Here is a 15632-nt window from a genome sequence, read left to right as displayed (position 1 = left end):
TTTTTAATTGTTAGACTTAACAGTTGCACGTTTTTCGCGGCGACTAATGTTACTTTGTACCACACAATAGTCAATCAGCGGAGCAAAGATATTCATCAGCAGAATAGCAAGCATCATACCTTCTGGATAACCAGGATTCAGTACACGGATAATGATAGCCATAGCACCAATTAGAAATCCAAAAATGTATTTACCTGTTTCAGTACGGGCGGAAGTAACAGGATCGGTAGCCATAAATACGGCACCAAAACAGAAACCACCTAACACAAGATGTTCATACCAAGGCATATTAGCCATAGCTGTGTCAGGACCGATCGTATTGAAAATCCATCCCATGAATGCACCACCTACAAATACGGAGAACATAGTCTTCCAACTTGCTATACCGGTCCACAACAAGAGGATAGCCCCCAAAGCGATAGCAATAACACTAGTTTCACCAATAGAACCCGGAATTAGCCCCGTCACCATGTCCCAAGAGAAAGGCAGATAACCGTTAGGATCGGTAGCCGTAGATGCTACTCCCAATGCAGTAGCTCCGGAGAAGCCATCAACAAAAGTCTCACCACCTAAACCGAAAATCGTATCTCCGGGAATCCAAACCGCATCACCTGACATCTTTGTAGGGTAAGCAAAAAACAAGAATGCACGGGTAATCAAAGCAACGTTGAATACATTCATACCTGTACCGCCAAACACTTCTTTCGCAAAAATTACAGAAAATGCTGTAGCAACTGCCAAAATCCATAATGGACAGTCAACCGGAACTATCATCGGGATCAAGATACCGGAAACAAGGAAACCTTCCTGAATTTCTTCGTTCTTCCACTGAGCCACTACGAACTCAATACCAAGACCTACGACATATGATACAATAATTTTAGGCAATACAGCCAAAAAACCGTAGGCAAACATTTCGATGAAACTACCGGTAACACCGGTTGCATGGAAATGCTGGTAACCTACGTTATACATACCGAACAACAGCGCCGGTATCAACGCAATAACAACCATCGACATGATACGTTTACTGTCGATAGAGTCATGGATATGCGTTCCCGATTTCGAAGTGGCATTAGGCACGAACAAAAATGTTTCAAAGCCATCGAACACCGAACGAAATGCGTGGAGTTTGCCGCCTTCTTCAAAGTTCGGCTTTATCTTATCGAGATAATTTCTTAACGCTTTCATTTATTAAATTGATAATTGAGAATTGAAAATTGAGAAATAAGCTGCGCTACATCGTTCATAAGGCAATTTATATCACAGAATTTCATCCATCATTTTTTTAATTTTTAATTCTTAATTTTAAATTGAATTATGCCATTTCAGCACGAAGCATATCAAGCCCAGCACGTACAATACGTTGAATTTCCAACTTAGAAGAGCATACGAATTCACAAAGAGCAAAGTCTTCAGGAGCAACTTCGTAAATTCCCAAAGCTTCCATACGATCGATATCACCGGCAATGATTGCTTTCAATAAATATTCAGGATAGATGTCCATTGGGAATACCCGGTCGTATTCATTGGACATAATCATGTGACGTTCTCCACCCTTGATACGAGCATCAATCACATATTCCTTATTTCCCATCAACCAGCTGAAATAAGAACGGTTGGCACTGAACTGATTGAATCGTGGCATAATCCAACCTAGCATTTCATGTATTTCATCTCCTTCGGGAATAACTGTCAACTGATTGTCGAAAGCTCCAAGAAAGCCATTCTGAGAAACCTTCTTCCCTGTCAACACATTACCACTGATATAGCGAAGGTCTTTATCCGTCGTCACATTATCTTTGAACACATTTGTCAGCAAAGCACCAACTTTCAATCTACAATAGGCAGGTTTCAACACCTCGGAACCTGTTATAGCCACTGTACGAGTCATGTCCACACGACCGGTATTCATCAAACGTCCTATGAAAATTACAGCTTCCGCACTGATAGTCCATACAGTTTCGCCTTTTACAACCGGAGAGATGTGATTGATTTGTACCCCCACATTACCAGCCGGATTTGGTCCGTCGAATACCGTAACAGTAACGTTTTTAGCTTGCGTCAAAGCAGCAGATTCTTGTTTTACACTAATAGTCAGATACGTTTTTGCCATCTTGGCCAACGCGTCAAGTCCTGTCTGGAAGTTTACCTCCTCTCCTTTCAAGGTAAATTCGAAATCGGGTGCCAACGGATTACTGTCGAAGGCGGAAATAAAAATTGCTTTCGGAGCGACCGTGGGATCAGCGATTACATCGTACGGACGCTGACGGATGAAAGCGAACATACCAGCCTGCAGAAGTACATCTTTCACTTCCTGGGCACTCATCTTGGACGGATCCATTTTACCGAACTCTTCGTAGTCTTGCTCAGCGGCAGCTTCTACAACGATGTTCAGCACCTTACGGCGTGCACCACGTTCCACGCTTGTCACTACGCCGCTAACGGGCGAAACAAATTTCAATTCAGGATGATTCTTGTCGATAAACAAGGGTCCTCCAGCCATCACATATTCCTGCTCTTTGACCACCACTTTCGGAGTGATACCCGTAAAATCGTCGGGAACAAGTGCATAAAATCCCGGCTCTTTCACGGAAAAAAACTCTTCCGCAGCTTTACCTTTCAGGTTAATGTCAAGGCCTTTGCGTAACTTAATTACATTTGCCATGCGTTTATATAAAATAATGGTTTCATTAATTTGCCCGCAAAAGTAGCAAAAAAGAATGTGATTAAATAGTAAAAAAGAAAGGAATTACGGAGAATTTTCCGTAATTCCTTTCGTTAACGAACACAAAGAGGAAAAGAGGGAGAAAATAGGGTAATAAAGTGATAGATTACTCTAATACTTTTATCATTTTATCATCCTATCACCTTTTATCACTTTATCACCTTTTATCATTTCTCTTCTGCAAACATTGGATCCCAAGCCGGTAAACGGATTGGTTTTTGTTTAAATAATTCCATTATTTTAGAAGGGACATACTTAGTTTCTACTACCAAGCGGAACATATATTCATTGAACCAATCATCGGTCATTATCAAATGCCCCTGATAACCACTTCCCGCTCCCCAACTATTTTCAACCATCCATTTCACTGGTTTCCCGTTATCATTCAAATCTACTGCCATTAGTGTCATGGCATGAGAAGAACCACTGGAAAAAGTTTCAATACGTTGCTTTTTATCCATACCGAAAGTAGTCCCCATCAATGATTCGTAATCATAGTTTTTCACATCAAGCAAACCACGTTCCGAATTTAGGAACTTGCCGACATCACAAGAAAAATACATCATGGTACTATCTTTCAAAGATGCAATAGCCATTTCCTTAATCTCTTCTATGGGTAAATTTACGTATGTCCAGTTCTTTCCGTCATAACGATGGCGGTCATAATCTATTTCATAACATTTATAATATTCACGACTGGGATCATTCATCAGCATTATATAGTTAGTCAACAACTTTTTATCCCCATATTTTTCCAAAAAAGACATAGGAGTGTGATGTTCTATTTCCATAGGATTTCCTTTGGTATCTCTACGAACATAATCAAACTCCGTAGGAGGAACACCCAAGTTCAAAACCAACATACGGTAAATAGTACCTAACATCTTTGTCTTCTCTTCTTCTATAACAGCAGGTTTGGTGTCTTTTGCAATCATATCACGCAATTGCAATCCATATTCTTTCAGCTTCAATGAAATAAGATTTGCCATGCGAGAAGTATTATCGCTACTATTAGTTTCCGGCATCGCTTCTTTGGGTACCAAACCGTACTTCGTTACAATATCCGCCACTCCTGTGAATGTGCCACCATCACTCAACGGATGTTGGAAAAGCCATTGAACAGTCTTATCATTCATAGGACTTTTACCAGTATCAATAATTCCTTGCAGGAAAAGATTGGATTTTTCAAGCTGATCCCAGAAAAAAGGATATACCTGAGAAAATTCGAAAGAAGGGAAATTATATTTGGCAAGCGTTTTGGCACGCATTACGTTCAATCCGGTAAACAACCAGCAACGTCCGGATGATTTTTGGTCGGTGATACCTTTGGAATTTACCCGAACAGAGAAATGAGTATCCATCGCCTGCATATTCTCCTGATTAAGTGCCAATTTACGTATATCATTATTACCAATAGCATTACGAAGCGCCTTGTCCGATGCCGTTCCTTGATAACTTTGCTTGATTTGTTCGAGCATGGAAGAGCTGATACCTCCCCTACCATCTTGAGCCTGTACAGAAAGCAATGCAGCACCCAAAACAATGACGGATAAAATTTGTTTCTTCATCATAAATTTCATTTTTATTATATAGTTCATTCAATCATTTTCTAGCAAAAAAATCCAGACCATCACAATCTAATTTATTCCACTTTATTCCACATCGTTTATGAGACAAAAGTAATTCCTTTTTTGAAATTTTTAGAATATTCTTTAAGAAATATTGTCTATTTACTTGAAAACCAATTCAGATAAATTAGTTTTCTTTGCAGCCATATTCGTACGACATGAAAAGATTTATACTAAGTATGTTTACTTTGGTGCTGGCAATAACAACTATTTCAGCCCAAGAACAAGTAGTTACAGCACCCAACGATACTACTACCACATTAACAAAAAAAGAACTGCGTAGACAGAAAGTAGCTCGCAGAAATTTACATTATAATATATTGGGTGGTCCCAGTTATACGCCAGATTTTGGTGCATTAGTGGGTGGAAGTGCTTTGTTGACGTTCCGTATGAATCCCAGTGATACTACTCAATTACGTTCCGTAGTACCTATGTCCATCGCATATATGTTTAAAGGTGGCATCAATATCATGGTGAAACCACAACTATTCTTTAAAGGTGATCATTTCCGTATTTTCGGAAAGTTTTCTTTTAAAAACACAGAAGATAATTTTTACGGTGTCGGTTACTCTACCAACAAGAATTACGTGCGTAGTGATACTACCAGCCAATATCGTTACAGCGGTATTCAAGTTAACCCTTGGTTTTTGTTTCGGTTGGGGCACAGCAATGTCTTTGCCGGTCCACAAATAGACATCAACTATGACAAGATAACCAACCCTGCCAAACACCTTGTCGAAGAAAAATCCTATATTGCTGCAGGCGGTAACGAACATGGTTACAAAAACTTCAACTCCGGTCTCGGCTTCCTCTTGACTTACGATAGCCGTGATATTCCCGCAAATGCTTATCGAGGTATTTATCTTGATTTCCGGGGTATGATGTATAGTAAAGTTTTCGGTAGTGATCAAAACTTCTACCGCCTTGAACTGGACTATCGTCAATATAAATCAGTAGGCAATCGTAAAATCATAGCTTGGACAGCACAAACCAAGAATGTATTTGGTAATGTCCCCTTGACCCAATATTCCCTTACAGGTACTCCCTTTGACCTGCGCGGTTATTATATGGGACAATATCGTGATAAGTCTTCCCATGTGGTTATGGCCGAATACCGCCAAATGATTAACACCGACCGTAGTAATTGGATAAAACGAATGTTGCACCATATCGGATTTGTAGCATGGACCGGATGCGGCTTTATGGGACCTACCATGGGAAAAATCGAGGGAGTATTACCCAACTACGGTCTGGGTTTACGTATTGAAGTACAACCCCGAATGAATGTGCGTCTCGATTTAGGAAAAAATACCGTCAACAAACAGACTCTATTCTATTTTAATATGACCGAAGCATTCTAATTTCTATAACAAATTGAATATTAAACAGTAGTTTTTCACAGGTTTCCTTGCACCACCCAAAGATTATACATACTTTTGGACTTGATTTCTGCCTTTGATTAGAAATTAAAGAGTCTGATACTGAATGGAAACCTTTGAAATATTCTTTTGGATAAGCCTATTTATCGTATTCTATACATATCTCGGCTACGGAATTCTTCTGTATATCTTGGTAAAGATAAAAGAATGTTTCCATAAAACGGTCGTCACTCCGATGCCAGCAGATGATGTATTACCTGATTTAACCCTATTTATCGCCGCATATAATGAAGAAGCTGTTGTAAATGAAAAAATGCGTAACAGCCTCGAATTAGACTATCCGTCCGAAAAACTTCATATAGTTTGGGTGACTGACGGTAGTAGTGACCGTACCAATGAACTTTTGTCCGGATGGTCTCAAGTTACAGTTATCTATCAACCCGAACGTCAAGGAAAGACAGCAGCCTTAAACCATGGAATGCAATTCGTAAAGACTCCATTGGTTGTATTTACAGATGCAAATACCTATGTCAACCGTGAAGCATTACGGGAAATTGTACATGCATTTGCCAATCCCAAAGTGGGATGTGTAGCAGGCGAAAAACGTATCAATGTACAAACTAAAGACAATGCAGCTTCAGGAGGCGAAGGCATTTACTGGAAATATGAATCCACACTTAAAAAACTCGATTCACGCCTTTACTCGACAACCGGTGCAGCCGGAGAACTGTTTGCCATTCGTAGCGAATTATTCGAAGAAATGGCTACAGATACGTTACTAGATGATTTTATACTTTCCCTGCGTATCGTCATGCAAGGATACACCATTGCATATTGCACAAATGCATACGCCACAGAAAGTGGTTCGGCAGATATGCTCGAAGAAGAAAAGCGCAAAGTACGGATCGCAGCAGGCGGATTACAATCCATATGGCGATTACGTCCGTTACTCAATCCATTTCATTACGGTATATTTAGTTTTCAATATGTATCACATCGCGTATTGCGTTGGTCACTCACTCCTGTTTTATTATTTTTATTGCTTCCCCTCAACACAATTCTCATTTTCACGACAAACTCTCCTCTATTTTATGCCTCTATTTGGCTACTACAGGCATTATTCTACCTCATGGGAAGTTGGGGTTATTACCTATCAACGAAGCATATCAAAAATAAAATACTCTTCATCCCGTACTATTTCCTCTTTATGAATGTCAATGTCATTAGAGGAATCAACTATTTGTATAAACGTAAAGGTAACACTAGTGGAGCATGGGAAAAAGCACGAAGAGCATAACACCAGAAATAATATGAAAAACATTCTGAAAAACGCAGAAAATGCTGAAAAGTTACTGAAGCTGACATCGGATACCATGATTATCCTGGATAAAAACGGCATTTGTATAGATATCACAATTTATAATGTAGATTTGTGGTTTCTAAAAGAAGAATTCCTGTTAGGTAAGAATATGTTCGATTTGTTACCTTATGCCACCTATTACCAAGTATATCCTGAATTCCAAAAGGTATTAACGCAAAAAATACACTCTACCAAAAACTATGAACTAACATTAGGAAACAAAACTTATTTCTTCAAATGCATTATGTATCCATACGAGGACATGGTACTCTGTCAATATCGTGATATCACAGAGCGAAGTCAACGTAAGTTGGAACTGGAAAAAAGAAATCATGAACTCAAAGAAATACAGAAGGTTGCGCTTATCGGAAGATGGAGATATGATACCGACACCCAAAAATTCAAATATACAGGTCATACCGATATCATGTGTACCGAAGACGAACAAACCATCCCGTTGAATGAATATGTGAACCATATCCTTCCCGAAGACCATGAGACTTTCAATAACTGGTTGGAACGAAACCTGAAAGGCGATATAGAAGAAAGTGTAGATTACCGGATACACTACCTGAAACAAATATATTATATCCGTCTGAAAACTTTTGCACGGGAGAAACATAAAGATGGAAATATAATCATAGAAGGATATATACAGAATATTACAGATATCCAGCAACGGCGTAACGACATCAATTTATTAACTCATGCCATCAATAACTCTACCGAAGATATCTTTGCTGCTCGCGAAGATGGTACATTGGTATTTGCCAACCGACGTTTCAAACAACATCACGATATCGGTTGTACAGATGACATCACTCAATTGACTATTTACAATATAAACTCTTATGTCGGCAATCAGCAAGCGTGGAAAAAAATGCTTTCCAAAATTAAGAAAGGAGAAGAGCACAATGGATTTGTAATTCCTAATCCCCTACCTCTTCATCCCGAAGTATTGGCTATCGAAGGAAATGCATATTGGGTAACCAGCGATGAGGGTGAAGAAACCGTATGGGTATTTGGACGTGACGTTTCACAGCGTATCACCCACGAACAGCAAATCAAACGGTTCAGCCAGATATTAGACAAGACAATAGAAAATCTCCCGGCAAGCATTGTTGTAAAAGATATTAAAAGCGGGTTTAAATATTTATATCGTAACCGAGAATCATACAATCGTAACATACCGATGAAGGAGGCATTGGGGAAAGACGATTTTGATTTTTATCCTTTTGAAGTAGCACAGGAAAAAAGACGGCAAGACATAGAAATCGCCAAAACAGGAAAAGAAATGCATTGGATTACAGAAGAACACGACCAGAACGGTAAATCCATTTATCTAGATAAAAGAAAAATTAAAATCGAGAGTGGAGATTTCCCTCCCATCTTACTGAGTATCGAATGGGATATCACCAAAATGGAAGGAATGAAACGCGAATTACTCGTTGCCAAGGAAAAAGCGGAAACTTCCGATCAGTTGAAATCAGCCTTCCTAGCCAACATGAGCCATGAAATACGTACTCCACTAAATGCCATTGTAGGTTTCTCACGTATCATAGCCGAAAGTACTGATGCCGACGAACGGAAAAACTATTATGAAATTGTAGAAGCTAACAATGAAAGGTTGTTGCAACTCATCAATGAAATACTCGACCTCTCTAAAATTGAAGCGGGTATAGTAGAGTTTACCATTACTCCAGTACGTTTACATCCGCTTTGCCGGGAAATACATGACGCGCACAAATTCCGTTGCCCCCCCGGAGTAGAACTGATTTATGAACCCTCGGATGAAGATATTGTCATCGAAGGAGATAAGAACCGTATCTTCCAAGTGATTTCCAATTTGATAGGAAATGCATTCAAATTCACCACTAGTGGTAACATCAGCTATGGTTATCATTGCAAAGAAGATAAAATAGAATTTCATGTCAGCGACACGGGTATCGGTATTGAAGCCGACAAATTATGTAAGGTTTTTGAACGTTTTGTCAAAGTGAATACTTTTGCCCAAGGTACCGGTCTGGGGCTATCCATCTGTAAAACCATCATCGAACGGTTAGGTGGTAGCATATCCGTCAGTTCGGAAATGGGTAATGGTACCACTTTTACTTTCACCTTGCCTCTACATTCAAGTAAATCACAAGTAAAGAAAAAGAATAGAAGTGAAGAAAACGTCACACAACAGATCTCTATTCAAGATAGTCGCGAGGAAAACATATATAAATTTAAAGACAACAAAACTGATACCGATAAAGAACAAAAAGACGAAAAAAAAACAAAAACAATATTGATAGCAGAAGATACGGACAGTAATTATATTCTGACAAAAGCAATACTAGGAAAGTTATACCATCTGGAACGTGCCAAAGACGGTATGGAGGTGGTGACCATGTTTGAGACAGTACGCCCCGACCTCATTTTAATGGATATGAAGATGCCGAACCTCGGAGGATTGGATGCCACCAAAATCATTCGTGAACTTTCACCGGACATACCTATCATCGCTCTTACGGCTTATGCTTATGAACATGATAAACAAGCTGCCTTTGATGCAGGATGCAATGATTTCCTGACAAAACCATTCACTCAAGAGATTTTAAAGGAAACTATCAAAAAATGGTTATAGAGAAATGATAATTCAACAGATTAATTATTGAAACACAGATTAGCGTAAATTTTTACAAAGAATTTTATTTTCAAAGTACTGCATACCGCCTTATAATCTACGAAAATCTGTGTTTCAATAATTTTTCATTTTATGCAAAGATATCACTTCTCTGGATATAAGCTATCACGTCGCCTTTATTGACATTACCACCTTGTTGCACACAAACTTCCACAACGCGTCCCGTAAATCCGGTCATCACCTTCTCATATTCACCCCATGGCGTAGAGAGATAACAGAAAACTTCATCATGTTGATATTTTCGTCCGATAAACGGTGCAGTAGAGGGTCCCTCTACCGATACTTCCCACAAAACCTGCCCTTTGGAAGGAGCTATTACCGGATCTGCCTTTGCCCGTTTCAGTTTCTTAATCTCCTCTTCAGAATATCCACTCTTTGCCATAGCGGCATCCTTAGCACGCTGCAATTCATCCTGGAAACGTTTTTTCGCAATACCCGATTTATAATCACGATACTGACGATCGTGCATGGCAAGTTCGAAGAGTTCTTCATCATCTTCTCCATATTCCCAACCATTCTCATCCATTTCCTTGCGATATTCATCCAGAGCATCCGGATAATTCAGTTGCGGATCGGCATCCACAAACTCATATTCTTTGGACTTGGCAAGCTCAATGATCTCAGGAGCCAAAGCTCCCGGAAGTCGCCCGCTTTTACCCAAAATCATATCCCACGTATGGTTGTCTATCATCGTCCAGCGTTCTTCACCTTTCACCAGCTGCATAACATTCATCAACGCTACATTCTTCACGTACTGGCTGAACGGAGTTACCAAAGGAGGATAACCTAATTTTGGCCAAACATACTCCACTTCATCAAAAAGCATCACCAGTAAATCATCAATATTCAGTTCCGGCTGGTTCTTTCCTTTTAAAATCATATTAATTCCTGAATGTACACCTTTTAGGTCAGCCATCATAGATCCCATCATACCGCCCGGCAATCCGCACTTCAACAAAAGAGAAGAAGTATGCTTGTTAGTAGGATCCATAAAAAAACCAAGAAAATCATCTATAAACTCTTGCGTCATGGCACGCGCCTTCATATAGGCTTTCATATTGATATCAGGTACCCGGAAACCTTTATCCTTCAGCATCGCCTGTACTGAAATAACATCCGGATGCACTTTTCCCCATGACATAGGTTCCATAGCTACATCAATAATGTCGGCACCATTCTCGCAAACTTCAAGAATGGAAGCCATGGAAAGTCCTGGTCCGCTATGACCATGATATTGAATAATCACCTCAGGATGTTTTTCCTTTATAGCTTTTGTCAGCCGTCCCAACATACCCGGCCGACCGATACCAGCCATATCTTTCAGGCAAATTTCAGGTGCTCCGGCTTCAATCAGACGATCGGCAATAGTGGCATAATATTCTACCGTATGCACAGGTGAGTGTGTAATGCAAAGGGTAGCCTGCGGAATCATTCCTGCCTCAAGGGCATAATGAATAGAAGGAATTATATTCCGGGACTCATTCAGTCCGCAGAAGATACGAGTAATGTCCACCCCCTGTGCATGCTTCACTTTGTACATCAGACGGCGTATATCTGCCGGAACAGGATACATGCGCAACGCATTCAGACCACGGTCGAGCATGTGTGTCTGTATACCTGCTTCATGAAAAGGTTTAGTAAAAGCACGTACTGCTTTGTTGGGATTTTCACCATAGAGAAGGTTTACTTGCTCGAAAGCTCCTCCATTCGTCTCCACACGGGCAAAACAGCCCATTTCGACAATCAGCGGGGCAATACGGACCAATTGGTCTACCCGAGGCTGGTATTTACCGGACGATTGCCACATGTCGCGATAAACAAGACTGAATTTAATCTCCTTTTTCATCATAGTCAGTAATAAGTGATTTTTCTTTTTGGTTAACTTAATATATACAAATATAAAGGATTATTCTGACATATAGTCAAAATAATCCTATTAATTTTCAAATAAAAGAGATGTTTTATATCATAATGTCAAATCCCTCATTTATTTGACATATACATTAAAATATAAATAGACATTAAACAAAATCCTTTAACTCTTCCTGTAACTTTTGTCTCGTAAAAAAGATGCGGCTTTTCACTGTTCCTAATGGCAACCCAAGCCGTTCGGCTATCTCACGGTACTTAAAACCAGAGACATGCATAGAAAAAGGAACTTTATAATCACGTGGCAATGAATTGACGATACGATGCATTTCTTTTAAATCATAAGACCCTTCAGTGCTTGCGAAACCGGAGTCTTGGGGCATATTCAAATGATACAAATTATCTGTTTGGTCTACAAATGTCTGTTCACGGACAATTTTCCGATAATTATTAATAAAGATATTGCGCATGATTGTGTACATCCACCCTTTAAAATTAGTATCTGGTTCAAATTTATCCTCATTATCCAAGGCTTTTAGAGATGTCTCCTGCAACAAATCATTCGCTTCTTCCCGGTCGGCCGTCAATTTGTATGCAAAGCGAAGCAGTTCTTCTTGCACAGCAAGTAAATCTTTTCTAAAACTGTAAGTATTCATACTTTGCTAAATTTTTTATGGTTAATATTCGTTTAGGTTTTATGATTGCAAGTATACGGAGGATTTCAAATCTCTTAGGATGAGATATGATTTTTCTTTGGGGTAAAAACTATCAATTGACAGTTTTCACCCCTTGTTTTGACAGTTTTCAGGTGCCGATATGCCTAAACGATAACCAAATTTAGAAAAATATTCATGAATTATGTTTCTTCATCTCCACTCCCCGAAAGAATGGGAAGACAGATTTTATATTTCACCGCTAATATACGGGTAACGAAAACCGTAACACCGCCAACTACCTGACATGCATAAGACTCCATGCCCATAAGATCACACAACCAATAGAAAGTCCCTCCTACCACACAGGCCATGGCATAAATTTCTTTACGGAATATCAGCGGGATTTCATTGATGAACACATCACGAATAACACCTCCCGCCGCACCGGTAATACTACCCATAATAATAGCCACCCAGAATGGATATCCCAATGCGATACTCTTACCCACACCGACAACTGTAAACAATGCCAAGCCAATGCTGTCAAATATAAAAAAAGTATTATGCAAATGAATTAGATGTTTCCCAAAAAAGATAACCCACAAAAGAGCCAATCCGGTACAGATTAAATATATAGGATCTGTCATCCAACCGGGAGTCACATCCAGTAAAAGATCACGTATCGTACCGCCACCTATAGCCGTAACGAACCCTACTACATACGCCCCAAACCAATCAAACCGTTTTGCCGAAGCCAGACGTATACCACTGATGGCAAAGGCAAAAGTTCCTATAAAATCGAGTATCTGAACAAATGTTGGCATGAAAATAGAATTTTAGATTTACGATTTAAGATTTTATGATTGACATCTATCAATTTTATCGGCAAAGTAACGAATAATTTCCCTAAGAATACGTATTTTTGTCTCATCATTTTTCACCTTATAAACAATGAAAGTAACCATCGTATCGGGAGCACGTCCCAACTTCATGAAGATAGCCCCTATCTGCCGCGCCATTGACGCAGCCAAAGAAACCGGAAAAAAAATTTCATACCGTATTATATATACCGGTTCTAAAGACGACGCCACTTTAGATGCCTCTCTTTTTTCCGACCTGGCCATGAAAAGTCCCGATGGTTATTTGGATGTCAGCGGACGTGCCCACTCACAAGTAGCCGCTTCCATCATGTTGGCTTTTGAAAAAGAATTAAATGAACATCCTGCACAAGTGGTACTCGTAGTAGATGACATGACTGCCACAATGAGCTGCGCCATCGTCGCTAAAAAACGCGGACTGAAAGTGGCACATGTCATTGCCGGTACACGTTCATTCGATATGAATATGCCTCGTGAGGTGAACCGTACAATAGTAGATGCCATTTCCGATTATCTCTTTACAGCCGGCATGGTAGCCAACCGTAATCTTAACCAAGAAGGGATGATACCGGAATATATCCATTACGTAGGAAATATCCTCATTGATACCATTCGTTACAACCGCCACCGACTGGTACAACCATTGTGGTTCACTAGCCTTGGTTTACGTAAAGGCAACTATCTTTTACTGACCCTAAACCGTCACGACCTACTGGAAAAGAAAACTGTATTGCACTCGCTGATGCAAACCCTTTTGGAGAAAGCCAACGGAATGCCCATCGTCTCTCCTTTGCATCCATATGTAGAGAAAACATTAAAATCATTGGAATTGAAAGCCCCCAATCTGCATATCCTGCCTCCACAGAGTTACTTGCATTTTGGCTTTCTCATCAACCAGGCCAAAGGGATCGTGACCGATTCCGGTAATATCGCAGAAGAAGCCACATTCCTTGACGTTCCATGTATTACCCTCAATACATACGCCGAACATCCTGAAACATGGCGCATCGGTACCAATGAGTTGGTTGGCGAAAATTCTTTTGCTCTCTCCGCCGCACTGGACAAACTACTTCAAGGTGAATGGAAACATGCTACCCTACCCGAACGCTGGGACGGACGGACGGCAGAACGTATCGTACAAACGCTCATAAATGGAGAAAAACTTTAAATAAAGGTTACCAAAATACTTGCCTATAAAAACCTTACGAGTTGTACAACCGGAACGGTATAAGCTATATGACTTATACGTGATGGGTTGTACAACTCGTAAGGTTTCATTGGTAATCGCAAAAGCGGATAGTTATCCGCTTTTGCCCTACACATAGGCGACATTAATAATCGCCGTCATTTATTATTTATAAGTATATTTGTACTTGCTACCATCTGAATTGAATACAGTAGGATAATCACCGTCAAATTCATAAGAATAATTAGAAGTATAACTGTAATCTCCCTCATCGACAGACTTCACTGATTTCAGCATATTTTTAGTAGACTTACCAAGCAGCCCTGCATAATAAGCATACTCCAACTCATCAAGATCAACTACTTCATCAAAGAAAGAGAAACCGATCTTATTTACTTCGCCTCCATAAGTAGAAGTACGTGTATTCGTACCGGAATCGGTATCACCGTCTTCCTTTTCAGTCCAGTTTTCTACTGTCTTAGTAATGTTACCGTCCTCCCAAGTTAATTGAATTTTTGTAGTATATTCGTCTCCGTCACTATCTTTTTCATTTATCTGAACAGTTGTTAAATGCCCATCCTTATCATAAGAAAATGACATCGTAGTGTTGGATGTATAAGTCTCGTTATTATATACTTCTGTATACACCCCGGTACCATGTGATATAAATCCATTAGAACCGATATTCATTGTATAAACCTCGGTATCTTTTGAATTACCATACTCATAGATACTGGTCATTGTTACTGTATTACCAGAATAAGCAAAGGTGTATTTAGAATCACCATCATCCACACTTACCAACTTATTGTCAGCATAAGTGAATTTAGTAACACCTCCATATGCATCACTAATAGTTGCAACTTTCTTTACTCCTTCAGGAAAGATATTACCTGTACCTGCATTTTCCGCATTATTGTCATCATCCCCACAAGAAGTAAATCCCACACATAAGAATAAGGCAATCATACTTGCCCATAAATTAAATTTTTTCATATTACATTTTGTTTATTTATTTTTGACAGCGCAAAATTATTAATTTTACAATAATGCACAAATATTTTTATACAAAAAAAACATATTATTTCATCAAACAAACACACTAAATTGTCTATTTTCGTGATTAAATATATAGAAACCAATAACATTAATTTAGACAATAAAAATTACCGTCATTGTTTCTCTTTAAACATCCCTCTCATTTCTTTAAAATATATTTGCTTCTTGTTTAGCTGTAATTTGTTAACTTTGCAACCTGA

11 protein-coding genes are annotated in these 15632 nt (G+C 39.3%); 4 read left to right on the top strand and 7 right to left on the bottom strand.

Features of this window, described 5'->3' with window-relative positions:
• Window positions 1-3: 3 nt before the first annotated feature.
• From DXC10_RS13265 to DXC10_RS13255, 3 genes are all read right to left on the bottom strand, one after another.
• A complete protein-coding gene (locus tag DXC10_RS13265) occupies window positions 4-1191 on the bottom strand; it encodes an NADH:ubiquinone reductase (Na(+)-transporting) subunit B (protein WP_101542509.1) in 1188 nt (395 codons plus the stop codon).
• 127 nt (window positions 1192-1318) lie between these two features.
• On the bottom strand, window positions 1319-2668 hold the full coding sequence (locus DXC10_RS13260; protein ID WP_101542508.1) for a Na(+)-translocating NADH-quinone reductase subunit A: 1350 nt from the start codon (window positions 2666-2668) through the stop codon (window positions 1319-1321).
• A gap of 227 nt (window positions 2669-2895) precedes the next feature.
• The gene (locus tag DXC10_RS13255; RefSeq protein ID WP_101542962.1) at window positions 2896-4296 is read right to left on the bottom strand and encodes a C1 family peptidase; all 1401 of its coding nucleotides are present in this window, start codon (window positions 4294-4296) and stop codon (window positions 2896-2898) included.
• A gap of 218 nt (window positions 4297-4514) precedes the next feature.
• Here DXC10_RS13255 and DXC10_RS13250 point away from each other — a divergent pair, with 218 nt between their 5' ends.
• The 3 genes from DXC10_RS13250 (at window position 4515) to DXC10_RS13240 (ending at window position 9724) form a co-directional block, all read left to right on the top strand.
• The gene (locus DXC10_RS13250; protein ID WP_101542507.1) at window positions 4515-5717 is read left to right on the top strand and encodes a BamA/TamA family outer membrane protein; all 1203 of its coding nucleotides are present in this window, start codon (window positions 4515-4517) and stop codon (window positions 5715-5717) included.
• 124 nt (window positions 5718-5841) lie between these two features.
• The gene (locus DXC10_RS13245) at window positions 5842-7032 is read left to right on the top strand and encodes a glycosyltransferase family 2 protein (protein ID WP_101542506.1); all 1191 of its coding nucleotides are present in this window, start codon (window positions 5842-5844) and stop codon (window positions 7030-7032) included.
• A gap of 13 nt (window positions 7033-7045) precedes the next feature.
• Window positions 7046-9724 carry an ATP-binding protein gene (locus DXC10_RS13240; protein WP_117738085.1) on the top strand — a complete coding sequence of 893 codons (2679 nt, stop codon included), beginning with the start codon at window positions 7046-7048 and terminating at the stop codon, window positions 9722-9724.
• Window positions 9725-9854: 130 nt separating this feature from the next.
• On the opposite strand, the gene DXC10_RS13235 is transcribed toward DXC10_RS13240, so the two are convergent.
• From DXC10_RS13235 to DXC10_RS13225, 3 genes are all read right to left on the bottom strand, one after another.
• The gene (locus tag DXC10_RS13235; protein WP_117738084.1) at window positions 9855-11630 is read right to left on the bottom strand and encodes an oxaloacetate decarboxylase; all 1776 of its coding nucleotides are present in this window, start codon (window positions 11628-11630) and stop codon (window positions 9855-9857) included.
• Window positions 11631-11805: 175 nt separating this feature from the next.
• Window positions 11806-12309: an RNA polymerase sigma factor gene (locus DXC10_RS13230; RefSeq protein ID WP_101542505.1), complete on the bottom strand. Its 504-nt coding sequence runs from the start codon at window positions 12307-12309 to the stop codon at window positions 11806-11808.
• Between the two features lie 200 nt (window positions 12310-12509).
• Window positions 12510-13133: a trimeric intracellular cation channel family protein gene (locus tag DXC10_RS13225; RefSeq protein ID WP_101542504.1), complete on the bottom strand. Its 624-nt coding sequence runs from the start codon at window positions 13131-13133 to the stop codon at window positions 12510-12512.
• Window positions 13134-13260: 127 nt separating this feature from the next.
• On the opposite strand from DXC10_RS13225, the gene DXC10_RS13220 reads away from it, so the two are divergent.
• Window positions 13261-14355 carry a UDP-N-acetyl glucosamine 2-epimerase gene (locus DXC10_RS13220; RefSeq protein ID WP_117738051.1) on the top strand — a complete coding sequence of 365 codons (1095 nt, stop codon included), beginning with the start codon at window positions 13261-13263 and terminating at the stop codon, window positions 14353-14355.
• A gap of 183 nt (window positions 14356-14538) precedes the next feature.
• Here the strand turns inward: DXC10_RS13220 and DXC10_RS13215 are convergent, their stop codons facing one another.
• Window positions 14539-15369 (bottom strand): DUF4595 domain-containing protein, encoded by an 831-nt coding sequence (locus tag DXC10_RS13215; protein WP_101542502.1) that lies wholly within the window; start codon window positions 15367-15369, stop codon window positions 14539-14541.
• Window positions 15370-15632 lie beyond the last annotated feature (263 nt).

Origin of the sequence: Bacteroides sp. OM08-11, assembly GCF_003438665.1 — a bacterium.
GTDB classification, from domain to species: Bacteria; Bacteroidota; Bacteroidia; order Bacteroidales; family Bacteroidaceae; genus Bacteroides; species Bacteroides cutis.
This window is presented reverse-complemented; position numbering and strand designations above follow the sequence as displayed.